This window comes from Mycolicibacterium arcueilense (genome assembly GCF_058536225.1).
This window is the reverse complement of sequence record NZ_JBZTYL010000026.1, coordinates 453825-478247: the sequence shown is the minus strand read 5'-3', so window position 1 is coordinate 478247 and position 24423 is coordinate 453825. Positions and strand designations below refer to the sequence as shown.

Annotated in this window: 13 protein-coding genes; 1 reads left to right on the top strand and 12 read right to left on the bottom strand. The window is 68.8% G+C overall.

Translation table 11 applies throughout. The features are described from left to right. Nucleotides 1-36 precede the first annotated feature (36 nt). From AC4LGL_RS26380 to hrcA, 3 genes are read right to left on the bottom strand one after another with little or no spacing between them, the layout of a single operon-like run. On the bottom strand, nucleotides 37-786 hold the full coding sequence (locus AC4LGL_RS26380; RefSeq protein WP_491841328.1) for a 16S rRNA (uracil(1498)-N(3))-methyltransferase: 750 nt from the start codon (nucleotides 784-786) through the stop codon (nucleotides 37-39). A gap of 16 nt (nucleotides 787-802) precedes the next feature. After that, nucleotides 803-1945 (bottom strand): molecular chaperone DnaJ, encoded by a 1143-nt coding sequence (dnaJ, locus tag AC4LGL_RS26375; protein ID WP_491841327.1) that lies wholly within the window; start codon nucleotides 1943-1945, stop codon nucleotides 803-805. 43 nt (nucleotides 1946-1988) lie between these two features. After that, nucleotides 1989-3020, bottom strand: a complete 1032-nt coding sequence (hrcA, locus tag AC4LGL_RS26370) for a heat-inducible transcriptional repressor HrcA (RefSeq protein WP_491841326.1) — start codon at nucleotides 3018-3020, stop codon at nucleotides 1989-1991. A gap of 206 nt (nucleotides 3021-3226) precedes the next feature. On the opposite strand from hrcA, the gene AC4LGL_RS26365 reads away from it, so the two are divergent. Further along, the gene (locus AC4LGL_RS26365; RefSeq protein ID WP_003879636.1) at nucleotides 3227-3541 is read left to right on the top strand and encodes a type II toxin-antitoxin system VapB family antitoxin; all 315 of its coding nucleotides are present in this window, start codon (nucleotides 3227-3229) and stop codon (nucleotides 3539-3541) included. 6 nt (nucleotides 3542-3547) lie between these two features. On the opposite strand, the gene AC4LGL_RS26360 is transcribed toward AC4LGL_RS26365, so the two are convergent. The 9 genes from AC4LGL_RS26360 to AC4LGL_RS26320 all read right to left on the bottom strand — a co-directional run bounded on the left by AC4LGL_RS26360 (nucleotide 3548) and on the right by AC4LGL_RS26320 (nucleotide 24400). After that, nucleotides 3548-3769 (bottom strand): MbtH family protein, encoded by a 222-nt coding sequence (locus AC4LGL_RS26360; protein ID WP_491841325.1) that lies wholly within the window; start codon nucleotides 3767-3769, stop codon nucleotides 3548-3550. After that, complete coding sequence (gene mbtG / locus AC4LGL_RS26355) at nucleotides 3747-5075, bottom strand: NADPH-dependent L-lysine N(6)-monooxygenase MbtG (protein WP_491841324.1); 1329 nt, start codon at nucleotides 5073-5075, stop codon at nucleotides 3747-3749. Before mbtG ends, AC4LGL_RS26360 begins: the two co-directional genes overlap by 23 nt. Next, entirely contained in the window at nucleotides 5072-9496 is a 4425-nt protein-coding gene (locus AC4LGL_RS26350; protein WP_491841323.1) for a non-ribosomal peptide synthetase, read from the bottom strand. Before AC4LGL_RS26350 ends, mbtG begins: the two co-directional genes overlap by 4 nt. Next, the gene (locus tag AC4LGL_RS26345; RefSeq protein WP_491841404.1) at nucleotides 9493-14955 is read right to left on the bottom strand and encodes a non-ribosomal peptide synthetase; all 5463 of its coding nucleotides are present in this window, start codon (nucleotides 14953-14955) and stop codon (nucleotides 9493-9495) included. The genes AC4LGL_RS26350 and AC4LGL_RS26345 overlap by 4 nt, the downstream gene beginning before the upstream one ends. A gap of 1 nt (nucleotide 14956) precedes the next feature. Beyond that, complete coding sequence (mbtD, locus tag AC4LGL_RS26340; protein ID WP_491841322.1) at nucleotides 14957-17995, bottom strand: mycobactin polyketide synthase MbtD; 3039 nt, start codon at nucleotides 17993-17995, stop codon at nucleotides 14957-14959. After that, a complete protein-coding gene (locus tag AC4LGL_RS26335; RefSeq protein ID WP_491841321.1) occupies nucleotides 17992-19332 on the bottom strand; it encodes a beta-ketoacyl [acyl carrier protein] synthase domain-containing protein in 1341 nt (446 codons plus the stop codon). The genes mbtD and AC4LGL_RS26335 overlap by 4 nt, the downstream gene beginning before the upstream one ends. Beyond that, entirely contained in the window at nucleotides 19322-20068 is a 747-nt protein-coding gene (locus tag AC4LGL_RS26330) for a thioesterase II family protein (RefSeq protein ID WP_491841320.1), read from the bottom strand. The genes AC4LGL_RS26335 and AC4LGL_RS26330 overlap by 11 nt, the downstream gene beginning before the upstream one ends. After that, nucleotides 20065-20790: an AMP-binding protein gene (locus AC4LGL_RS26325; RefSeq protein ID WP_491841319.1), complete on the bottom strand. Its 726-nt coding sequence runs from the start codon at nucleotides 20788-20790 to the stop codon at nucleotides 20065-20067. The genes AC4LGL_RS26330 and AC4LGL_RS26325 overlap by 4 nt, the downstream gene beginning before the upstream one ends. Nucleotides 20791-20884: 94 nt before the next feature. Continuing rightward, nucleotides 20885-24400 carry a non-ribosomal peptide synthetase gene (locus AC4LGL_RS26320; protein ID WP_491841318.1) on the bottom strand — a complete coding sequence of 1172 codons (3516 nt, stop codon included), beginning with the start codon at nucleotides 24398-24400 and terminating at the stop codon, nucleotides 20885-20887. Nucleotides 24401-24423 lie beyond the last annotated feature (23 nt).

Here is a 24423-nt window from a genome sequence, read left to right as displayed (position 1 = left end):
GTGGAGCGTAATGCCTGGCCAGGCCGACCGTCGGCGCTAAATCGCCCAGCGTCCGGTCAGCGCACCGATCGCGCCCAGCGCGACGGCTGCGGCCGTCGAGGTCCGCAGGACGGTCGGGCCCAACCGGACAGCTTTCGCGCCGGCTGCGGCAAAAGCGGCGATCTCTTCGTCGGCGATGCCGCCTTCGGGCCCGACGATCAGCATCAGTGAACTCGCCTGGGCCAGAGGGAGTTCGGCCAGCGGTTCGGTGGCGGATTCGTGTAGTGCGAGCACCACTGCCCCGGCGGACACGGCGTCGGCCACGCGCCGGGTCAGCGCTGCCGTCGAGACCACGCCCTCGACGGACGGAATGTAAGGACGGCGGGACTGCCGGGCCGCGGAGCGAACCACCGCTTCCCAGCGGCGCAGGCCCTTGTCCACCTTCGGGCCTTCCCAGCGGGCCACACACCGAGTTGCCTGCCAGGCGACGAACCCGTCGGCGCCGGCCTCGGTCGCCAGCTCGACGGCCAGCTCGGAACGATCGGACTTGGGCAGCGCCTGCACCACGGTGACACTCGGGCGTGCGGCCGCGATGTCGACCCGCTCGGTCACCCGCGCCGACAACCAGCCCTTGGCGGTGTCCTCGACGACACAGTGGGCCAGTGTTCCGGCACCGTCGCTCAGGTCTATCGGTTCGCCGACCCGGATGCGTCGGACGTTGGACGCGTGAAAGCCCTCGTCGCCGTCGACGACGGCGAGCTCCCCCGCGCCCGGTAGCGCGTCGACGTAGAAAAGCGCTGAGCTCACGTGACAGCCCGCGGCGTCAGCGGCCGGTGAACGTCTCGCGCAACCGGCTGAACAAACCGCTGGAACTCGCGGAGGACTGCGTCGAACGCACCTCCGTGACGTCGCGGGCGCGGTTCTCCTTCAGCTTGCGCAGCAGGTCGGTATCGGTGCTGTCGAGCCTCGACGGCACCACCACCTCGATGTGGGCATGCAGGTCACCGCGGACCCCGGACCGCAGATGCGGCATACCGTGCCCACGCAGTGTGGTCACCGCACCGGGCTGGGTACCGGCGGGCACGGTCAGTTCGGTGGCCCCGTCGAGGATCGCGTCGACGGTGACCGTGGTGCCGAGCGCAGCGTCCACCATCGGCACCGAGATCGTGCAGTGCAGGTCATCGCCGTCACGGACGAACGTCTCGTGCTGCTTCTCGTGGACCTCGACGTACAGATCGCCTGCCGGCCCGCCGCCCGGTCCGACCTCACCCTGGGCAGCCAGTCGCACCCGCATGCCGTCGCCGACCCCGGCCGGGATCTTGACGCTGATCTCACGGCGGGCACGCACCCGGCCGTCGCCACCGCAGCGGTTGCACGGATCGGGGATGACCTCACCGATACCCCCACACACGGGACACGGGCGGGTCGTCATCACCTGTCCCAGCAGCGAGCGCTGCACGGTCTGGATCTCGCCGCGGCCATCGCAGGTGTCGCAGGCGACCGGCTTGGAATTGCCGTTGGTGCCCTTGCCCTGACACAGGTCGCACAGGACCGCGGTGTCCACGGCAACCTGCTTGGTCACGCCGGTGGCGCACTCCGCGAGGTCCAACCGCATGCGCAGGAGTGAATCGGCGCCGGGCCGGACCCGGCCGATCGGTCCGCGCGACGAGGTGCCGCCACCGAAGAACGCCTCGAACACGTCGCCGAGCCCGCCGAACCCGCTGAACCCACCGGGCGCGCCGCCGACCGACTCCATCGGGTCGCCGCCCATGTCTACGATGCGTCGCTTCTCCGGATCCGACAGCACCTCATAGGCGACCTGGATCTCGGTGAACCGGCTCTGGGCTTCCTCGTCGGGATTGACGTCGGGATGCAGCTCACGCGCCAATCGCCGATAGGCACGTTTGATCTCTGAATCGCTCGCGCCCTTGCTCACTCCGAGCAAGCCGTAATAATCGCGTGCCACGCTGACCTTGCCTGACCTTTCTGTGCCGGATCGACCGGCTGCCTTACCGAGTACCTAGGACTTCGCCGATATAGAGAGCAACCGCCGCGACATTGGCGATCGTTCCCGGGTAGTCCATTCGGGTGGGACCGACCACACCCATTCCGCCGTACACCTTGCCCGAGCTGCCGTACGTGGTGCTCACCACCGACGTTCCCAACATCTGCTCGGCCTCGGTCTCATGACCGATCCGCACAGTTACCTTGCCCGCTTCCTGCTGGGCCGCCAACAGCCGCAGGACCACCACCTGCTCTTCGAGCGCCTCCAGCACCGACCGCAGCGATCCACCGAAATCGGCGGTGTTGCGGGTCAGGTTGGCGGTACCGCCCAGCAGCAATCGCTCTTCGGTGTGCTCGACGAGCGTCTCGACCAGAACTGTCGCCGAGCGGCCGACGGCGTCCGCCAGTGCCCCGTGACCGTTGAGGTGAGTGGCCAGATCGCTCACTGCGACCGACGCCGCTGTCAGTGGCTTGCCCTCCAGCGCCTGCCCCAGCATCTCGCGCAGTTTCGACAACTCATGCTCGTCGATGGCATCACCGAGCTCCACGATACGTTGATCCACCCGGCCCGAATCGGTGATGACCACCAGCAGCAACCGCGCCGGCGTCAGTGCCACCACCTCGAGGTGACGCACGGACGACGTGGAAAGCGTCGGGTACTGCACGATCGCGACCTGACGGGTCAGCTGCGCCAGCAGCCGCACCGCGCGCCGCAGCACGTCGTCCAGGTCAACCCCGGACTCCAGGAAGGACAGAATCGCCCGGCGCTCCGATGAGGACAACGGCTTGACGTTGTCGATCCGGTCGACGAACTCGCGGTAGCCCTTCTCGGTGGGCACCCGCCCCGAGCTCGTATGCGGCTGGGTGATGTAGCCCTCGGCTTCGAGCACCGCCATGTCGTTGCGGACCGTGGCGCTCGATACGCCGAGGTTGTGACGGTCCACCAGAGTCTTGGAACCGATCGGCTCCTTGGTGGCCACGAAGTCGGCGACGATGGCGCGCAGCACCTCGAAACGACGCTCGTCGGCACTCCCCACCTGTTCACCTACCCTTCGCAGCAGCGACGTGTGCATTTAGCTCGGTTCATTTTACTGACCAGCAGCAGGTTTACCGATTCTGCGGTGACAGGTCCGCACCAGCACGCCGAGCGACACCGGCGCCTGCGCTTACCCACAAGCGTATTAACCTAGGCAACTATGCCGATGGCAACACCGCGCGCTACTGCGACGGAGGCGGGCCGGCGATGATCTTCAAGGGCGTCCAAGAGGGCAAACCCTACCCGGAGCACGGGCTCTCCCACCGGGACTGGTCCCGCATCCCGCCGCGGCAGCTGCGCCTCGATGAGCTGGTCACGACCACCACGGTGCTCGCCCTCGACCGGCTGCTCTCCGAAGACTCGACCTTCTACGGCGACCTGTTTCCGCACGCGGTGAAGTGGCGCGGCGACATCTATCTGGAGGACGGGCTGCACCGGGCGGTGCGTTCGGCGCTGCGGAACCGCACCATCCTGCATGCCCGGTTGTTCGACATGGACGCGCTCGCCCCCAACCCGGTGTGAGTCCGGTTACCCGCTAGCGCCGGCCAGCGCCTCACGCAGGCTGCGGGGCCGGATGTCGGGCCAGTTCTGCTCGACGTAACTCAGGCACTCGGCCCGGCCGGCCGCACCGAAGACCACCCGCCAGCCCGCGGGCACCTCGGCGAATGCCGGCCACAGGCTGTGCTGATCCTCATCGTTGACCAGTACGCAGAACGCGCCGTTCTCGTCATCGAACGGATTGGAACTCATCGAGTCTCCTCATCGAGGGGTGCACCAGGTTCGCACCCAGTACCCGGTCGGACAGCAGGCCGAGACAACTCAGGTTCGGGAACCCGGGGCCCTGGGTGAGCCCGGCCAGCCCCGGCAGGAACAACTTGGGGAACACATCGGTCAGAGCCAGGTCATGGCCGATGTGCTCCTGCAGCGAATCACTGCTCAGCGGACCGCCGAGGCCGAGCTCGAGCAGGTCGAGCGCATCCTGGCTGAACAACGGGGCGAACCACAACGCGTCGGCGCCGGACCCGTCGATCACCAGGTCGAAGCCGTGGACCGTCTCGACCGCTTCGCCGCCGGTGTTGGTCGACAGCGTCAGGCGGATCCGCTCGTCGCGGGCCACTGCATGGGCGACCCGGCCCCGCAGGTGACGGATGCGGTCATCGGCCAGCAGGGCATCCTGCACCCGCGCCGAGAACACCCCACGATCGGTGCGGGCCAAGGCATCCCGGCGCTCGGCCAGGGTCAGCCCGGTCCACCCGGTCGGATCGGAGAACAGCGTGTTCTCGAAGAATCCCTCGCCGCGGGTGAACAGGGTGACCGTCGGTGAGATCACGGTGATCGTCGAAACTCGGTGGCGGAAAAGCTCGTTGAGCATCGAAGCGGCCGTCTCGCCGCCGCCGATCACGGCGACCCGCTCCGCGGTGATCATCTCGTGCTTGCCGGCCTGATGCCAGAACTGGGCAATCGACATCACCCGGGGATTACCGGGCAGCACCGAACGTTCGGCCTGACCGGGTCCGGTGATCATCAGGCCGTCGGCGGTGACGGAGTCCTCGGCGGTGCGCAGCACCCAGCGGTGCGCACCTGTCGAACTACCGGCACCGCCGGCGTCACCGTCGACCGAGATCTGTTCCACCTCACCGAGAACCACGTTCATCCCGACGTCCTCGGCCACCCAGCCCAGATACTGGCTCCAGCGCCGGTGGGTCGGTGCGGGCCGGCCGCGGTCGACCCATTCGGCGAATCCGCCTGTGGCGATCAGGTAGGCCTGCCAACTGTGCCGGGTCATCCGTTCGTCGAGTTCGGCGTTACGCCGCGACACCAGAGATGACCGGTAGGGGAAACCGACGTCCTTCTCGGGACCGGTGCCGAGGCGATGGTTGCCATCGGTCCAACCACCGACGGCCTGCCAGTTGGCGGCCACCCCGGCACGTTCGACGACGACGACCTCGGGGGCCGGCGCGCCCATCGCGCGCAGTTCGGCGGCCTTGGCCGCCACCGCGATGGCCTTGGGACCGGCACCGATGACGGCCAGGGTGGGGGCCGATGGGGTACTCATGGGGTCACCTCTCGCAACACCTCTCGTAACGCGTCCAACCACATCTCCTGCAGGGTGGCGATGTCCTCGGCGGACAGAATGTCGGGCACGGTCCGCCACTGGGTGCCGAGCACGGCCGACCCGTCGCGGTCGATCACCGCGGCCATGATCGTCAGCTCATGGCGCACAGCGACATTCGGTTCCGGAATCGGGGTTACGCCGGTCACCAACGACCGGTCCTGCAGCAGGGCGTGATCGGATGCATCCAGTTCGATCCGGCCCAGATAATTGAGCAGTACCTGCGGATCCCGATGAGAACCCAGTCGTTCGGCGGTGTCGTCGCGCAGGTAACGCAGCAGCCCGTAGTCGATGGCATCGCCGGGGATCGCCGCCACCTGCGCGGCCACCCCGTGGGCGTCATCGGCACTCAGACGCAAAGGGTAGATCATGCTGAGCAGCCCGGCGGTATCGCCGGTGTCCACCTCGTCGTGGTCCGACACCACCGCATCCGACCTGCCGTGGGTCTCCATCGCCAACAGTGGCGCCGAGGTCGGCTGGCCGCGGTGGCGGCGCCAATCGGTCAGCGCCCGAGCGGTTGCCGCGGCCAGCACCTCGGTCACCGGCACTGCGCCGGTGAGCAGTCGGGCCGTCACGTCGGGTTCGGCGAAGGCCATCTTGACGGTCACACCGGCCATCCGGTCGGAGGCCGGATCGACCCGGCGCGCCCCGATGTCCGGGTCGTCACCATCGAACTGCCGCTCCCAGAAGCCGCAGGTGTCGAGCGTGGCAGCGCGCTCGGACAGCAGCCGGGACCACTGCCGCAGCGAGGTATGTTCCCTCACCGGCAGCGGTTCCCTCCCGGAAGCCAGTGCATGCCAGGCATTTTCGAGCTCACCGACCAGGATCCGCCACGATGCGGGGTCCAGTGCCAGCACATGGGCGGTGAGGATCAGCAGCCCACCCTGCGTCTGCGGGTGATGCAGCCACACCGCATCGAGCATCGACCCGTTCTCAGGATCGAGGCGTTGCACCGAGAGGTCGGCCTGTTCGGCCACCGCGGCATCGAGCTCACCCGAGCCGGTCGCCTCCGAGAGCACCTCACCGCGCTCATGAGGGACGAGCGTCAGGGTCTCCAGGTCCAAACGGGTGCGCAGCACCTCATGTCCGTCGATCACATTGCGCAGCAGGGTTTCCAGCTGAGCCCGGGTGATCCCGCCGGGCAGCCGGAACACCTCGGTCTGGGCCAGCCGACGAGGGTCGCCGTACTGGTACAGCCAGCGCCCATTGGGCAGCAGCGGGATCGGGGTGGTTTCGGGTACGGCGTGGTCGGCCGCATCTCGGTCCTGCGCGACGGCGTCGGCATCGGCATCGATCGCGGCCGCGAGCTCGCGGACCGTCGCACAATCCAGCATCAGGCGGGCACGCAAGGCCACGCCACGGCGCCGCACAGCCTGCACCACCGACAGGGCCACGATGCTGTCCAGCCCGAGATCGAGGAAGTCGGCGGTCACGTCCACGCCCGCGCCGTCAGTGGTCCCCAGCACCTCGGACAGCACCTGAGCCAGCAGCCGCTCGGTGTCGGTGGCGGGGTGCTCGGCCCCTTCCGAGCGGCCGCCGGTACCCAGCGCCGCCAGCGCAGCGTCGTCGACCTTGCCGTTGGTGGTCAGTGGAATCTCGTCGACGGCCACGATGTGGTGCGGCACCAGATGCCTTGGCAGAGTGTCGGTCAGCATCCCCCGCAACTCGGTGACCGGGGTGTCGGTGACCACATACGCGATCAGGCGCGGCCCGCTGCGGTGCTGCCGTACCGCCACATGGGCATGCCGCACCCCGGGATGGGCGTGCAGCGTCGCGGCCACCTCCCCGGGCTCCACCCGAAAACCACGGATCTTGACCTGATCGTCGCTGCGGCCGAGAAACTCGAGGGCATTCGAGTCGACCCGTCGGCGCACCACGTCACCGGTGCGGTACATCCGGGCACCCGGCGTGAACGGATCGGCGACGAACCGTCCGGACGTCTCCCCTGGCCTGCCGAGGTAGCCGCGGGTCAATTGGCCACCGGCCAAATACAGTTCGCCGCACACGCCGTCAGGGACCGGGCGGAGCCAGCCGTCGAGGACGTAAGTCGCGGTCGACTCTGTGGGACGTCCGATACCGGGCTGCGGATATTCGGCAATCGACGCGACGACGGCTTCCACCGTGGTCTCGGTCGGGCCGTAACAGTTGTGGGCCGACATCCAGGTGCGCTCGCATTCGGCCTGGATCCCCTGCCAGGTGACGGTGTCGATGGCCTCGCCGCCGAGCGCCAGCACCGCCAACGGCACCTGGGTGAGCAGGCCGGCGGCCCGCAGGGATGCGAACATCGACGGCGTGGTGTCGATCATGTCGATGGCGAAGCGCCCGATGGTCTCCACCAGAGCCTCGGCGTCGCGCTGCACCTCGTCGGAGACGATGTGCACGGTGTGCCCGTCGAGCAGGGCTGCCAGCGGCTGCCAAGCCGCATCGAACGTGAACGACCACGCGTGGGCGACGCGCAGCGGACGACCGAGGCGCTCGGCCGCCGGCCGCAGCACCTGACGGGCATGGTCGGCGCAATAGGCCAGCAGCGCCTGATGGGTTCCGATGACGCCCTTGGGTTTTCCGGTCGTCCCCGAGGTGAACACGATGTAGGCGCCCTGCTCGGGATACACCGGTGCGGGCCGGTAGTCGGTGTCCGCTCCGGAATCGACAGATGCCAGCAGGGTTTCGTCGACGACCAGCGCGTGACGGCCTGAGCCGATCTGGCGGAGGATCTCGGCAACCCGCTCGTCGGGCATGGCCGGATCCAGTGGCACGATCAGCGCGCCCGCCTTGAGCACCGCGAGCATCGCCACCACGTAGTCGGGCCCACGTCGCAACCGGATCGGGACCGGAATCTCGACGGACACGCCACGGCGGACCAGCTCGGCAGCCAGGCGGTCGGCCGCCTCGTCGAGTTCGCGATAGCTGAGCTCTCCCCCGTCCCAGCTCAGTGCCACCGAACCGAGGCGCTCGGCGGCGGTCTCGCTGAAACTGGTGTGGAAACCACCGTCGCGCTGGGTGATCGGTGGCGCACCGACGGGCCGAGGCTCGTCATCGAGGGTGACCGCGACTTCGCGCAGCGGACGCTCCCAGCTGTCCAACAGCCGCTGGACCACGGTCAGCACCCGCAGTCCCAGAGCCCGCGGATCGAGCTGTCCCAGTGCCCCGTCGAGGGTTTCGACGAGCACCGTGAGCCGGCCATGGGTCGGATGCGCGGCGATGGTGACCGGGAAGTGGGACAGGCTCTCCAACGCCGCGGGCCGCAACACGGCCTCACCGAGAGCGAACTCGTCGCTGCCGACCAGCCCCCCGGGCGGGAAGTTCTCGTAGACGAGCAGCGTGTCGTACAGCTCGCCGATCCCACCGAGTGAACGCAACTCAGTGTGGCTGAGGTAGCTGTGCTCGCGCAGCTCGGCGGCTTCGCGTTGCAGCGCCAGGCACTGACCGCCGACCGGAAGGCCGGGGTCGACCCGGACCCGTAGCGGCACCGTGTTGATGAACAGGCCGACCATCGACTCGACGCCGGCCAGCTCGTCCGGGCGGCCCGACACCGTGACGCCGTACACCACGTCGGTACGGTCGGTGAAGACCGAAAGAATTGTCGCCCAAGCCATCTGGAACAGGGTGTTGACTGTGACGCCACGTTTCCGGGCGGCCTCGAAGATCGCAGCGGACTGTTGCTCGTCGAGGGTCACCTCGGTGCGAGCCGGCAGACCCGGCTCGGCCGCCCGTCCGGACAACGCCGGCGACAACAAAGTGGGGGCGTCCATGTCGTACAGATGCGCCTGCCACCGAGCCCGGCTGTCCGCCTGATCGCGCCCGGCCAGCCAGCCGATGTAGTCGCGATACGGGCGCACCGCCGAGGGCAACGCGGTCGCGTCCCCCTTCGCCCCGTAGAGCGCGATCAGCTCACCGACGAACACCGGCAACGACCAGCCGTCGATCGCGATGTGATGGGCAACGATCACCAGACGCCAACGTTGCCCAGGCTTTTCGATGAGCAGGAATCGGATCAGCGGCCCGCGACCCAGGTCGAAGCGCCGGGCACGTTCCTCGGATTCCAGGACGAGCGTCTGCGCGTCATCGGCCTGCACATGCCGCCACGGCAGTTCGACGGCCGACGGGACCACTGCGACCGGGCGGCTCAGGTTTCCCTGGAAGAAGCTGGCCCGCAGGTTGGGATGGCGCACCAGCATCGCCTCGGCACAGGCCCGCAGCAACTCGGCGTCCACTGCCCCGTCGATGTCGGCGGCCATCGCGATGAGGTAGGGGTCCGCCCCCTCGTCACCCTCGGTCAGACCGGCCAGGGAGTACAGCCCCTGTTGCAGTGGGCTCAGCGCAAGGACATCCTCGACGCCCGGTGGCGTTCCGGTGGTCGTCATGTCGAGATCCCCTGGTCCTGTCCCCATCCCGCGGTCAACGCGGCGAGTTCGTCGGGCGACAGGCCCGAGGCGGACATCGGCTCATGATGCACGTCAGCAGTTACGGTGTCGCCGTCGTCACCGGCGCGGTCGATCGCGGCGGCCAGGTCGGCCAGCCCGGGATACTCGAACACCATGCGGGCCGTCATCGCCACGCCGGCATCCCGGGCCCGCGCCGCGAGTTGCACGGCCAGGATGCTGTCGCCGCCGAGAGTGAAGAAGTCGTCGTACCGGCCCACGTCGGTGGCACCGAGCAGGGTCACCAGCATCGCCGCCAGCGTCACCTCGGTCGGAGTGGCCGGCGGTTCGGCGGGCGCCGTCGTGGTGATCCGCGGACGGGTCAGCCCGGCGGGCTCGATGCTCTCGACGACCGTCAGCACCGCCCCGACGAATTCCTCTGGCAGCGCAGCTCGCACGGTCTCCAGGACGGTCTCGGTGTCGACGGTTCCGGGCTCGAGGACCACGTAGCCGGCCAGGGTGGTGGCACCGCGGGTCTCCCAATGCCGGGTCGCCGCGGCAGCCACCCCGTCGAGCCCTTCCAGGACAGCCTGCAGACGCGGTTCACCGGTGGTGATGGGCTCCAGCCGGCCGTCGACGGTCCAGCGGGCCCGGTCTCCGGTGCGATACAACCGCCCGCCCCCAAACAGGTTGGGCGCGAAGCGATCGGCACCGACGCCGGTGGCCGCGCCGGCTGCCTCGTCCACCGCACCGCCGGCGTAGTAGACGTCACCCACGACACCGATGGCCGCTGGTTGCCGCCATTCGTCCAGCAGGTAGACGCGATCTGCGCCCTCGGTCTGCGGCAGCCCGGCCGGCGGCGCCGCCTTGCGGCTCCAGTCATCGACCAGCAGGTCGCGTTCGGCTGCATCGAGCACCGCGATGTCGCGCACCGTCTGGTCGGCATCACCGGCGAATGCCCCGACGATGCGGTGCAGCCAGTCCACGAGACGCTCTGCGGTGGCCGCCTCGTAGAGCTCGGTGCGGTAGATGACGGTGGCCCGATATCCGGCACCGGCTTCGGCGAAGAAATTGAGCGACAGATCTGCATGGGCCACGTCGAACGTGGGTTCCAGTGCGGTGAAAAGGGTTTCACCGTCGGCACCGGTATCGATGACCTGACTTGCCGGCAGGTCCTCACGCACGTGCACCACCACGCCGAACAGCGGGTTGCGTGCCAGCGAGCGCACCGGGCTCACCGCGTCGACCACCCGGTCGAACGGCAGGTCCTGGTGCTTGTACGCGGCCAGCGCCATGTCACGGGAACGCCGCAGCACCTCCCGCAGTGTCGGGTTGCCGGACAGGTCGTTGCGCAGCACCACGATGTTGATGAAGAACCCGATCAGCGCGTCGAGCTCAGGTGCGGTGCGTCCGGCCACCGGTGTGCCCAGCGCGATGTCGGTGCCCTGCCCGGATTTGTGCAAGGCGATCGCAACGGCGGCCTGCAGCACCATGAACTCGGTGACGCCGAGTTCACGGGCGAGTTCGACGAGCTTGTCCCGGACGCCCACGTCGATGGTGAAATCGAGCGCCTTACCCTCGCCGGTCGGCACCGGCGGGCGGGGAAAGTCCGGTTGCAGGCCGTTCTCGACATCATGGTCGGCCGACAGACCGGCCAGTTGCCTTGTCCAGTAGTCGCGTTGCTCGGCGATCCGCTCGTCTGCGCCCGAAAGCACTTCGGCCTGCCAGTCCGCGAAGTCGGCGTACTGGACCGGCAACGGCGCCCAGTCGGGTGCCGTGCCGGCGCGGCGGGCGTGGTAGGCGGTCATCAGATCGGTGAACAGCACCGCGCCCGACCAGTGGTCGGCGGCGATGTGGTGCACGATCAGCGACAGGACGTGCGCACCCGGAGTGGACAGCACCGCCGCGCGGATCGGCCACTCGTTCTCCAGGTCGAAGCAGTAGCGCCGCTCGGTATCGAGTTCGCTCTGCAACCAGTCCTCACCGGAGCCGTCGGCACGGCGGACCGTGACCGGGGCCGCGGGATGGATGACCTGGTAAGGGACACCGTCGATTTCGCGGTAGGTGGTGCGCAGGATCTCGTGTCGGGAAACCACATCGCTGACCGCCGCTGCCAGGGCCTCGACGTCGCAGGGTCCGGTCAGCCGGGCCGCAAAGGGCACGTTGTTGACCGGGTTGGGTCCGTCGATGCGGAACTGGAACCACTGCCGGTGCTGGGCCGGCGACATCTGCGACGGTCCGCTGTGTTGTGCGGCCACGATCGGGGGCAGGCCGACGCCGGTGCCCGAGGCCTGCAATTCGTCGACCCGAGCGGCCAGACCCGCCACCGTGGCGTTCTCGAACACGTCGGCCACCCCGAGATCGACCCCGAACCGGGCCCGTACCGCGGCAACGAGTTTGGTGGCCAGCAGGGAGTGACCGCCAAGATCGAAGAACGAATCGTCGGCGCCGACACCGTCTCGCTCGAGCAGGTCACCGAACAGGGCGACGATCTCGTGTTCGGTTTCGGTGTCCGGTGCGCGGAATTCGGTGGCCGAACGGATCTCCGGTTCTGGCAGTGCCCGCCGATCGATCTTGCCGTGCGCAGTGATCGGGATCTCGGCCAGCTCGACGAACGCTGCCGGGATCATGTACTCGGGCAGTGCGGCGGTCACCCTGGCCCGGATGCGGTCGATCTCGACCCGTTCGGCGCCGGCGGCCGGCGTGATGTAGGCGACCAGGCTCTTGCCCAGCGACGGCAGGTCGCTGACGACCACCACGGCCTGCCCCACCGACGGGTCGACGGAAATGGCCGAGGAGACCTCGCCCAGTTCGATTCGGAAGCCGCGGACCTTGACCTGCTCGTCGGCGCGGCCGACGAACTCGATGTCACCGTCGGCGTTCCGCCGAGCCAGGTCACCGGATCGGTACATCCGTCCGCCGGGATTGAACGGGTCGGCGACGAACCGTTCCGCGGTGAGTCGCGGGCGGTCGTGATACCCGTGCGCGACATGTGTTCCACCGATGTAGATCTCGCCGATCACGCCGACAGGAACGGGCTGCAGCGCGTCGTCGAGCAGGTGGATCGTGGTGTTGATCTTCGGCGTGCCGATCGGCACGATCCGGGAGCCCTGCTTGCCCTCCACCTTGTAACGGGTGCAGTTGAGCACCGTTTCGGTGGGTCCGTAGAAGTTGTGCAGCAGGGAATCGAAGGTGGCGAGGAACTTGTCGGCGATCTCCCCGGGCAACGCCTCGCCACCGATCGGCACGCGCTGCAGCGTGCGCCACTCGTTGACACCGGGCAGCGACAGGAACAGCCCGAGCAATGACGGGACGAAGTGCATCGAGGTGATGCCCTCGTTGCGCAGCAGGTCGGTGAGATAGCCGATGTCGCCCAGGCCACCGGGCTTCGGGATCACCAGGCGCGCACCCGCGGCGAGCATGCCGAAGATCTCACCGATCGACACGTCGAAGCTCTGCGAGGCCACCTGCAGCAGGCGTTCGTCCTCGGTGACCTCGTAATCGCCGCCGAACCAGACGAAGTACTCGGCGATCGGCCGGTGCGGCACCGGCACGCCCTTGGGCAGGCCGGTGGATCCCGAGGTGTAGATCAGGTATGCGGTGTTGTCGGGGCGCAGCGGGCGGATCCGCTCGGCGTCGGTGGGATCGGTGGCCGGATAGTTCTCCAGCCCGTCGACCGGCTCGCGCAGAATGGTTTTCGGGTCGGAGTCGGAAAGAATGTAGGTGAGCCGGTCCTCGGGATAGGTCGGGTCCACCGGCAGGTACACCGCACCGGCCTTGACGATGCCCAGTGCCGTGATGACCAGCTCGGGCGACTTCTCCAGCAGCACCGCCACCCGGTCCTCGGTGCCGATGCCCTGCTCGATCAGCCAGTGCGCCAGCCGGTTAGCCGACTCGTTGATCTCGCGATAGCTGTAGTGGCGGCCCTCGTAGACCACCGCGATGGCATCGGGGGTACGAGCGGCCTGCTCGGTGACGAGTGCTGCCAATGTGGTTGCGGGCGTGTCGAACTGCTCACCCGTCGACACCGAACGCATCCACTCGGTGTCCTCGGAGGTGAACAGGTCCAGCGCGGCCAGCGGCCGGTCGGGCTCGGCGAGCGCACTGTCGAGCAGTACCCCGAAGTGTCGCAGCATCTGGGCGGCGAGGTCGGCATCCAGCACCTCGGTGAGATGTTCGGCCTCCACCACCGCACCCTCGGCGTCCAGTTCGACCATGAAACCCAACGGCAGCTGGGTGTGTTGGCCGCGTAGCTCTGCGCGTTCGCACGTCACAACGTCCGGGCGGAACCCGCCGCCGTCGGGCTCGCGGAACCCGAAACTCACCCGGGTCATCCGCTCGGCGCCGTGGCGCCGGTCCGGGTTCAGTTCGGCCACCACGCGGTCGAGGTTGACCCGCTGATGTGTGAAGGCACCGATGGCGGTGTCGCGGGTGGCCTCGACCAGTCCTCGGAATCCGAGCGTGGCCTGTGGCCGCAGTCGCATCGCCACCGTGTTGCCGTAGTAGCCGATGGTTTCGTCGGTGTCGCGGTTCAGAACCGGCGTGGCGACCAGGAAGTCGTCGGTGTGGGTGTAGCGGTGGACGAGTGCACCGAACGCCGCGAGCAACACCATGTAGGGGGTGGCCCCGGTGTCGCGGGCCAGTGCCGCCACCTGCCGGACGGTCTCGGCGGACAGCCGGACCGTGCTGCGCTGGGAACGAAACCCGCTGGGCACCACCGAACCCGCGGGTCCAGGGAGCTCCAGAGGCTCCGGCGGAGCGGCCAGCACCTCGCGCCAGTACGCCAGGTCCGCGTCACCGTCCGGAGCCTCGGCTACCGTGACGCGCGGCGTCTCGGCGAGCTGCGCTCCGCCGTACGCCCGGGTCAGGTCGGCGAAGAACACCCGCCACGAGCCGTCGTCCCAGGCAATGTGATGCGCCACAAGCAGCATCACGTGTTCGCTCGGGCCGGTCTTGATCAACGTGATCCGCAGCGGCGAATCGCTACCCAGGTCGAAGGCGGTGCCGAATTCACGCTGAGCCAGCACCTCGAGGCGCAGCTTGCGCGCCCGCTCGGACTTGTCGGACAGGTCGTGCACCGTCCACCCCGGGGTCAGGTCGTCCTGCACCGTCGCCGTCGGCTCGCCGTTCTCGTCGGCCCGGTAGGTGGTGCGCAGGATCGGGTGCCGTTGTGCCACCGCAATCAGCGCGTCGTGCAGGCGCTCGGCGTCGATCACGCCGTCGAGTCGATAGGACAGGCAGATGTTGAGCAGGACCCCGCTCGGATCGAAACCCTGCACGAACCACATCCGCCGCTGCCCGTCCGACAGCACGGTGGGATCGACCGGCGCGCTCGCGGCGCCTGCGTCCCCCTGACCGGACTCCCCCGAGGCTGACGCGAGGCCCCGCTCGGCAAGCCTGCGCCGCATCAGCTCCAGACGCGCGTCGGAGGTGCTTGGGGCTGCCGAATCGGCACTAACCATGTCAGTCACGCGAAAATGCTTCCTTTTCAGGTCTTTCCAAATGCTCGATCACTTCGGCGGCGGTGGCGCCACCGAGGATGGTGGCCAGCGGCACGGCACGGCCGGTGGCCTTCTTGAGCTTCTTACGTAGGTCGATCGCGAGTAGCGAGTCGACGCCGAGATCCAGCAGGGACGCGTCGAGATCCAGTCCGGTGGTGTCGTCGAGCTTCAACACCGCACCGAGCGCGATCCGCATCGCGCCGGTGGCATCGGCCGTCTCCCCGGCGTCCTCGGGCGGAGCCTCGGCAGTGTCGAGGACCGGATCGGGTTGGGCCGCTGCACCGAGGAAGGTCCGCAGCCGTTCGGCGTCGGCCGTGAACACGAGTGGATCGGCCGGGTAATCACGCAGCCCGGCTTCCACTGCCCGGTCGGGTGCCATGGCCCGCAGGCCCGACCGCTCGACCCGGCTGATCTCACCCGAATCGATGATGCCGTCTCCCGGCCACAGTCCCCACCGCACCGAGGTGCAGTGCCGACCGCGTTCACGCAGCTGCGCACCGAGGGCGTCGAGCAGCCGGTTGGCCGCCGAGTACGCGGCGTGGCCATACCCGCCCCACAGGCCGGACACCGAGGAGCACAACACGATCCGGACATCCGGGCGCATCGGCCAGGCCGCGGCCAGGTTGGCCAGTCCGCTCACCTTGGCCGCAAGAGTATCCCGCACCGTCGGCCCGGTCAGCTCGTCGCCGGCGGCGATCGTGGCGGACGCGGCCGCGTGGATCACCAGCGAGGCCGGGCCGACCGCGAGTTCGGCGACCGTCGCGGCGATCTGTGCCGGGTCGGTGAGATCGCACCGGGGAGCGACGATCTCGGTGCCGGGGGCGGCCAGCGCGGCCAGTTGCGTGTCATCGAGGCCGCTGCGGCTGAGCAGCACGATGCGCCGGGCCCCCTGCCCGGCCAGGTGACGGGCATAGTGCAGGCCCACCGCGCCGGCTCCGCCGGTGATGACCACCTCGTCGAACACCCCCGATTCGGCGGTCCAGGACCGGGCATCGGAGGTGTCATCGCGCATCCCACGGTGCCAGACCTCGAGTGCGGAACCGTTGCCCCGCAAGGCGATGTCTTCGGCATCGGTCAGCATGGCGGTGATCGCAGTCACCGCGGTGGCGGGGTCGACGACCGACTCGGCCAGATCCAGGTGGCGGAAGGTCTGGTCGGGCTGTTCGTAGCCCAGGCTACGGTGCATCGCCGCCAGTGCGGCAGCCTCGGGCCGTGGGCGCTGCGCTCCGTCGCCGGTGGTTTCACCACCGACGGTGACCAGCCAGACGTCGCGGGTCTCCGGCGAGATCGCCCCGACATAACCCAGGAGCCCCTCATCGACGCGGCGGCTCAGGGATTCTGCCGCGGCCACGGCACCGTCGTGCTCGGCCACCGGCGCGACCACGACCAGCAGATCGGCGTCGGCGGGGGCGACCGCGGTGGTTACGTCCATCTCCTCGACTGCACGTTGCAGCGTGGCGGCGGGTCCCTGTCCGGCTGCCAGATCGAGCACCGCGATCCGGCGCTGCCCGGCAGGCGCGGTGGGACGGCCGTGGTTCTGCCAATGCTCGACGGCCACCGTCAAGCCGTCGACCGGTGGTAGCGGTTGTGCTGTGGCCCAGAGGTGTTCGGCACGCATCGGCGCGAACGGGAAGTCGCGCAGCGACTCGGCGCCATGGTTCGGGAGATCGCTCCAGCGGTAGCCGGCGTCGGCCATCGCGACGGAGACGATGTTGGCACTGAGCCGGTCGGGGACCGGTTCGTCGCGCCGGCCCGATCCCACCATCACCACCGGCCCGCCGGTGAGTTCGGCAGCGTCGTCAAGCAGGTCGCCCATGGCGAACAGCAGCGCCGGATGTGCGGAGAGTTCGACGAAGATCCGGGCGCCGCGCCGCGCGGCCATCTCGATGGCGCGGTCGAAGCGCACCGTGCTGCGCAGGTTGGTGTACCAGTAGTCGGCGAATCCGGTTCCGGCCGCCACCACGTCGGCGGTGGCCGAGCCGATGAACTGCACCGGTGACTCAGTGAATCCTGCTGAGGGAAGCAGTGATTCGAGCTCACCGCGCGACCCATCCAGCGCAGTGGTGTGTGCCGGGAACCACATCTCGATCTCTTTGGCGAACGCTCCGCGCCCGGCCACGATCGCCACCGCTGCGGCCACCGCTTCGGTCTCCCCCGACACCGCAACCGATGAGCGGGAGTTCACCACCGACAGTTCCAGCCAACCCGGGGTTTCGTCGATCACCTTCGAGGCTTCCTCGGGTGTGATCCCGAGGACCGCGACGCGGTAGGGCCCGGTCAACCGGTCCAACACGGTGGCGCGGGCGATCACCACGGCCACTGCGTCGGGCAGGGTGATGGTGCCGGCCACGTAGGCCGCGCCGATCTCGCCGAGGCTGTGACCGACGGTGATGTCGGGCAGCACACCGCAGGACCGCCACACCCGGGCCAGCGCCACACCGTGGACGAACTGAGCGCCCTGGATCTGCACCTGGGAGAAATCATTGGTGACGGCAGCCGAATCCGGCTCGGCCAGAAGGTAGTCCAGCGGCGAAGCGGCGCCGGCGGCCTCGAACTGCGCGGCACACCTGTCGACCTCGGCCCGATAGGCAGGAAGCCGCTCGTAGGCCGCTACACCCATCGACGGCCATTGACTGCCCTGGCCGGGGAACACAAAGGCGATGCGGGCACTCGAACGTGATCCCGGTGAACCCCCTTGAGCGCGGGTGACCAGCGGATGGTCCGTGCCGTCGGCCAATGCACGCAGACCCGCAGCCAGTTCGTCGCGGTCGGCGGCCCGGACCACGGCGCGGTGGCGGCGCAGGCGCCGGGTGGCCCACAGGGTGGTGGCGACATCGTCCGCACTCACCTCGGGTCGGGTGTCGAGATAGCGCAGGATGGCCGCGGCGTCGGTTCCGATCAGTTCCTCGGCGTGGGCACTGAGCAGGACCGGTGTGCGCCCGTCGGGAAGTGAGTGGACTTCGCACTCAGGCAGCATGATTCGCTCGCAAGCTTCGCTCATGCCGCAGCCTCACCGGCCGCATCGGGCACCGCGACGATCGCGTGCGCGTTGGTGCCGCTCATGCCGAAGGCCGAGACCGCGCCGATGCGCTGGCCGTTGACCGCGGGCCATTGGGTGAGCTTGGTGGCCAGCCGCAGACCTTGGCTGTCCCAGTCGATCTCCCGGCTGACCTCGTCGACGTGCAGGGTGGCCGGGATGGCCGCACGCTCGGCCGCCAGGATCACCTTCGCCAGGCCGAGCCCGCCTGCGGCCGCCTGGGAGTGCCCGACGTTGGATTTCACCGAGCCCAACAGCGCGCCGGACCCGGGCTCGGTGGCCCCGTATGTCTGTGCCAACGAATGTAATTCGGTCCGGTCACCGAGTCGGGTTCCGGTGCCGTGGCCCTCGATCATGCCGACGTCCTCCGGGCGGACGGCGGCCCGCTCGATCGCCTTGGCGAACAGGCGCTGCTGTGCGGCGCCGCTGGGTGCGGTCAGACCGGTGGTCCGACCGTCCTGGTTCACCGCCGTGGCGCGCACCTCGGCCAGGATTCGCCGACCGTCCCGTACGGCCGCCGATTTGCGTTGCAGGACGAACATCGCCGCCCCTTCGGCCCAGACCGTGCCACTGGCGTGTGCGCTGTACGGCCGGCAGTGCCCGTCGTCGGACAGTGCGTGCTGCTTGGAGAACTCCACGAAGTACCCGGGGGTACCCATCACGCAGACCCCGCCGGTCAGTGCCATGTCGCAGTCCCCCGCGCGTACCGCACCGACCGCGGTGTGGAACGCCGTCAACGCCGACGAGCACGAGGTGTCGATGGTCAGTGCCGGACCGCACAGGTCCAGCGTGTAGGCGATCCGGCCGGAGATGACGCCGAGCGAGGTGCCGGTGATCAGATGTCCGCTGTGGTGGGAGAACTCCGACAGCGCCGGCCCGTACTCCAGGCCCGATGCACCGACGTAGCAACCCACGTCGTGCCCGGCTAGATCATCGGGGTTGATGCCGCTGTTCTCCAGCGCACGCCACGCGATCCGCAGCCCGATGCGTTGTTGCGGATCCATCGCCACTGCCTCACGCGGCGAGATCCCGAAGAAGGCGGGATCGAATGTCGCTGCACTGGAGAGGAATCCGCCCAGGTCATGGATACGCTTGAACCCGTCGCGGCGCGAGCCGTCGAACAGTTCGCGAACGGACCAACCGCGGTCGGCGGGAAATCGGCCGAGGGCTTCGCGCTGCTCGGTCAGCAGCGACCAGTAGTCGTCGGCAGTTTCGATTCCGCCCGGCGCCTCGAGGGCCATCCCCACGATCACCACCGGATCACTGCTGTCGGGTCCGGGAAGCTGGCGGCTAGAGCTCATTCACCAGCTCCGCCACGTCCTCGAGCTGGGTGTTGAGGTAGAAATGCCCGCCGTCGAACATCGAGCACGTGTAGGCACCGGTGGTGTGGGTTTCCCAGCGCCGCAACATGTCCTCACTGATGCGGTGGTCACTTTCCCCACCCAGTGCGTAGATGTCCGCGGCGATCGTCACGTCGGCGTCACACGCGTAGCGGTTGAAGGCGCTGTAGTCGGCCCGCACCGCCATCAGCAGTAGTTCGACGAAGTCGTCGTCGGCGAGCAGCGCCTCATCGGTGCCGCCGAGATCGACCATCTCAGCGATGATCTCGGACTCGGCCATCGGCAGTGCGGGCGCAGCGGCCACGGTTGACGGCGCCTCGCTGGCCGACACCCACAGGGCGTCGATCCTCACGCCGTTTCTTTCGGCGATCCGGGCGAATTCGAAGGCCACCACGGCGCCCATGCAGTGTCCGAACAACCGGAGCGACCCGATCCCGGCCCAATCCCCGGCGTCGAAGAGATCCTTGGCGAGGTCACCCACCGTCGGCGCCGCCGGATGCGACAGCCGGTCGCCGCGCTGCGGGTACTGCATGACATAGGCATCGGAGCCGGCCGCGGCCAGTGCCGCTCCGAATCCCCGGTAGGCCACGGCCGCTCCCCCGGCGTGCGGGAAAACCAGTGTGGCTGTCGAACTTTGGGACCCTGGATAACGCTTGACCCAGGGCTTGACGGTGATCTGGGTATCCGGCCCGGTCACGACGGCACAGCGGTGTCGAGAGCGGCCACCGCATCCCGATGCCGCACAGCGAGGGCGAAGCCGTTCATCCCCCGCTCGGGGTTGCGGCGCGGGGCATCGTCGGCAACGACGATGCCTGCGCCTGCGGTCAGTGCGACCAGCATCATCAGGATCGGAGCCGCGGCGCCCGCAGCCGAGAACGCACCGATGCGGTCTTCGGCGTGGACGCCGAGCCGGGCGGTGAGCTCCACGACCGCGTCGTGAGCGGCAGCGTGGGTCACCACCGCATACCCCGACTCGTCGACCGAGCCCAGGAACGCGGGGTCGCCGGGCGCGGAACGCACCGGGGTGACGCCACTGGTGCGGGCCCCGATCCGCAGCGCCTCGGAGACCGTGAGCGCCGGCAGCCAGTTGGGCGGTCCGTCACCGGTGAACAGAGCCATCCGCACGCCCGTGTGCTCCAGCACCGGCTCGGCCGGGGCAGCCGTGTCGATCGGCACGCAGACGCCGCCGGCGGCCAGGATTCCCAGTGAGGCGATCACCGTGTCCAGGCCGGTGGGCCCCACGACGGCGACCCGGTCGCCGACGCGTACCCCGGCAACCGCGAGCGCACCGGAAACCGCAAGCGCCTGCTCACGCAGCTGCCCGTAGGTCCAGCGAGTGGTCGGGCCGACCACCGCGATGTCGTCGGGCGCACCCTGCGCATGCGTGAAGAACCCCTGGTGCAGCGGCTCTGTCGCCACTGCGTGCATGGTCTGCGTAGTCGTGCGACTCACCGCGTCCACAACGACCTCCTGACGATAAGCAAAGCCTGCCCTAACTGAAGTAACTCTAACCTTAGTTGCCGAACGCTGGTTCTGGGGATGTGCGTGCCAACTCGGAGGCCACATCGGCGCTGTCCATGCCCGTGACCTCGAGATACAGCTCCGACACCAGCTGCAGCCGGTCCGCGTTGGATTCCCGGCCGACCAGCAATGCAGCCATCTTCGCCACGGTTCGGGCGGCGAAGACGTCGGCGACCATCACCGTCGACGTGTCCAGCCAGTCCCTGATCCGCGCCACCAGCTGCGTACCCAGCACCGAGTCCCCGCCGAGGGCGAAGAAATCGTCGTCGACACCGACGCCGGACTGCCCGAGAACATCGCCGACGAGCGCGCACAGGGCCGTTTCCAGCGGGTCCGACGGCGCCCGGTAACCCCGGCTCTCCGGAGCACCGAGTGCGGCGAGCATCCGAACCGCTGCGGCGCGGTCGGTCTTGCCGCGGGCATAGGGAATCTCGTCGGCCACCAGCAGCACCTGCGGGATCATGTGCGCGGGTACCCACTCAGCCATCGCTGTGGCGACCACCCCGGCGTCGAGACCAGGCTGACCTGCCCGCACCACCGCGCCCAGCAGATCGTGACCGCCCTCGACCGGGACCAGCACCGCCACCGCCGCATCCACACCAGGAACGCGGCACAGTGCGCCCTCGACCTCACCCAGTTCGATCCGGAATCCGCTGACCTTGATCCGGTGGTCGGCCCGGCCGACGAACTCCAGCGTGCCGTCGGGCCATGACCGCACCAGGTCCCCGGTGCGGTACCAGCGACGCCCGTCGTGCTCGACGAACCGTTCGGCGGTCAGGTCGGGACGTCCACGGTAGCCACGGGCGATACCGCGCCCACCGACCCACAGCTCGCCCGGGACCCAGTCGGGGCAGTCCGCACCCCGCGCGTCGACCACGCGGCAGCAGTTGTTCGTCAGCGGCACACCGAACGGCACCGAGGTCCAGTTCGACTGCAGGGCGTCGTCGTCGAATCCGACTTCGAAGATCGTGTTGTGCGTCGCGGTCTCGGTGGCCCCGCCGAGTCCGGCGAAACGCACCCGCGGCGCCGCGGCGCGCAGCGCCCGCACCAGGTCCGGACGCACCCAGTCGCCACCGGTGGGCACCACCCGCAATGAGGACAAAGGACCAGCGCCTGTGTCGGATGCGCCGGCTCCGCCGGCGACCAGCATCTCCAGCCAACCGGTCAGGAAGTGCAGCACCGTCACCTGGTGTTCGTCGATCAGCGTGACCCAGACGTCTGGATCGCGGCGCTGTTCCTCGTCGACGACCACCAGCGAGCCGCCCGAACGCAGCGTCCCGTAAACGTCGATCACCGACAGGTCGCACTCCAGGTGCGACAGCGCCAGGCACCGGTCGGCCGGGCCGATGTCGAAGTGGTCGTTGATGAACTCGATGGTGTTCATCGCCGCGTCGTGAGTGATCTCGACGCCCTTGGGCTCACCGGTGGAGCCCGACGTGAACAACACATACGCCAAGTCGTCCGGAGTCGTCGCCACCGGCTCGAAATGTGCTGGGTCACCGATGATCTCGGCGTCGGTAACCGTCAGGTGCGGCAAGTCCGGATGGTCGGGACCCGAGCCGCAGACCAGGGCGAAGTCCACCCCACCGGTGTGCAGGATGCGCGCGGCCCGATCAGCGGGCTGATCCACCCCGACCGGCAGGTATGCGGCGCCGACCATCGAGATGGCCAGCAGTGCGACGACCTGTTCGACGCTCTTGGGGCCCAGCACCGCGACCACCTCGCCGCGGCACACCCCGCGGGACTGCAGGGCGGCCGCCACCGCCAGTACCCTGTCGTGCAGCTCGCCGTAACTGAGGTTCCCGGCGCTGCAGAACACCGCGGGCGCGTTCGGGGTTGCGGCAGCATTGGCCAGGAACCCGGCGTGCAGCACGTCGCCACTGGGAGTCGACGTCGACGCGTTCAGCTCAGCCCGCACCCGGCGTTGCGACTCGGAGGCCGCCGGCGGATCGGCCGCATCCCAGGCGGCATCGTCGGCGGCCAGGCGGCGTAGTTCGGCCAGGTGGTAGGCGAACATGGCCTCGGCAACGCCGGGCCGGAAGGCCTCGGTCCGGACGTCCCAGTTGATCATCAGGCCTTCGGCGAGCGGGGTCGCCTGAGCATCGATGAGCACCTGAGGTCCCTGCGAGATGGTCCACACCGGCGCCCCGAAGTGATCGGTGACGTCACCGGCGAAAAGGTCGCCCAGTCCGAGCGCGCTCGTGTAGACGATGGTGGCCAGGGTCTGGCTGCCGCGGTGGCGGCTCACGTCACGCAGCACATCGAGCCCGGACACCGAGGAATGCGCGGCAGTGGCGTGCAGTGTCTCCTGGACCACCCTGGCCCGCGCCGCGGCGGTATCGGCCCCGGTCAGGTCGATGTCGAGCAGCAGCGAGGACGTGAAGTCACCGACCAGCTTGTCCACGTCGGGGTGGTACGGCTCCCTGCCGAACATCGGCAGGTTGAGCAGGAACCTGGACTGCGTCGACCAGCGCGCCAGCGCGTTCGCGTACGACGCCCCGACCGCCATCGCCGGGGTGATGCCGCGCCGCTGCGCCGCCGCGAACAATGCGTCGCGGGTCGGCACGTCGAGGGTTTCCCAGAGCCGGATACTGCGGTGTGGGTTGCGCTGATCGGACAGCGGAACCAGTGGCAGCGCAGGCGGATCCGGCAGATCCGGCACCCGATCGGCCCACCACTGCCGGTCCGGCTCCGGGGGCGGCGGCGTCGTGGCGGTCAGCCGGGCCCGGTACTCGCGGTAGGTATAGCCCAACTCCGGCAGGTCGACGCCGCGATAGAACGCGGCCAGATCAGCCATGAAGTTGCGATAGCTCACCGCGTCGGCGGCCTGCATGTCCATGTCCACGTGCAGCCGGGTACGCCCACCTGGCAGCAGCGACAGGCTCAGCTGGAGCACCTCGTCGTGCAGCATCTGGTGGGACTTGGATTCCCTGATGAGCTCCAATTGTGCTTGCGCTGCAGCCTCATCCAGGTCCTCCAGTTCGTAGACGGTGACCGGCAGCGGGCGGTCGCCGATCCGCTGGGTACCGTCGGGCAGGATCTCGACCCGCAGCATCGGGTGGCGCGCGGCCAGTTTCTCCGCGGCGACCCGAAGTCGCTGCGGATCGACTCCGGCTCCGTCGAACTCGACGTACAGATGCGCGCCGACCCCACCCAGTTGCTGGTCCTGGTTGCGGCCCACCCAGAAAGCGTGCTGGATCGGGGCGAGCGGGAAGGTGTCGCCCTCGGCATCGGCGATGTCCGGGACGGACTCTTCGGCGGGGACATCAGGAGCGTGCTCGGCGACCAGTTCGATCCAGGCGGCGACGGTGGGATTGGCTGCCAGGGCCGCGAATCCGACGTTGATGCCCTGCTTACGCCAGCGGCCGGACAACGACATCATCCGGATCGAATCGAGCCCGGAGGCAATCAGGTCGGCGTCGGGATCGACGGCGTCGGGGCTGACCCCCAGGAGTTCGGCGACCTCGTCGCGGACCGTCTGGGAACTCGTCGCCACCACGCTCACCATCCTCCGAACAATTAGTAAAGGCT

Excerpts from the sequence above, each read along its gene's own strand:
- AC4LGL_RS26320 (WP_491841318.1), bottom strand. The coding sequence starts at position 24,400 with ATGGTGAGCGTGGTGGCGACGAGTTCCCAGACGGTCCGCGACGAGGTC.
- AC4LGL_RS26335 (WP_491841321.1), bottom strand. The coding sequence starts at position 19,332 with ATGAGCTCTAGCCGCCAGCTTCCCGGACCCGACAGCAGTGATCCGGTG.
- mbtD (WP_491841322.1), bottom strand. The coding sequence starts at position 17,995 with ATGAGCGAAGCTTGCGAGCGAATCATGCTGCCTGAGTGCGAAGTCCAC.
- AC4LGL_RS26360 (WP_491841325.1), bottom strand. The coding sequence starts at position 3,769 with ATGAGTTCCAATCCGTTCGATGACGAGAACGGCGCGTTCTGCGTACTG.
- AC4LGL_RS26345 (WP_491841404.1), bottom strand. The coding sequence starts at position 14,955 with ATGGTTAGTGCCGATTCGGCAGCCCCAAGCACCTCCGACGCGCGTCTG.
- AC4LGL_RS26350 (WP_491841323.1), bottom strand. The coding sequence starts at position 9,496 with ATGACGACCACCGGAACGCCACCGGGCGTCGAGGATGTCCTTGCGCTG.
- mbtG (WP_491841324.1), bottom strand. The coding sequence starts at position 5,075 with ATGAGTACCCCATCGGCCCCCACCCTGGCCGTCATCGGTGCCGGTCCC.
- AC4LGL_RS26365 (WP_003879636.1), top strand. The coding sequence starts at position 3,227 with ATGATCTTCAAGGGCGTCCAAGAGGGCAAACCCTACCCGGAGCACGGG.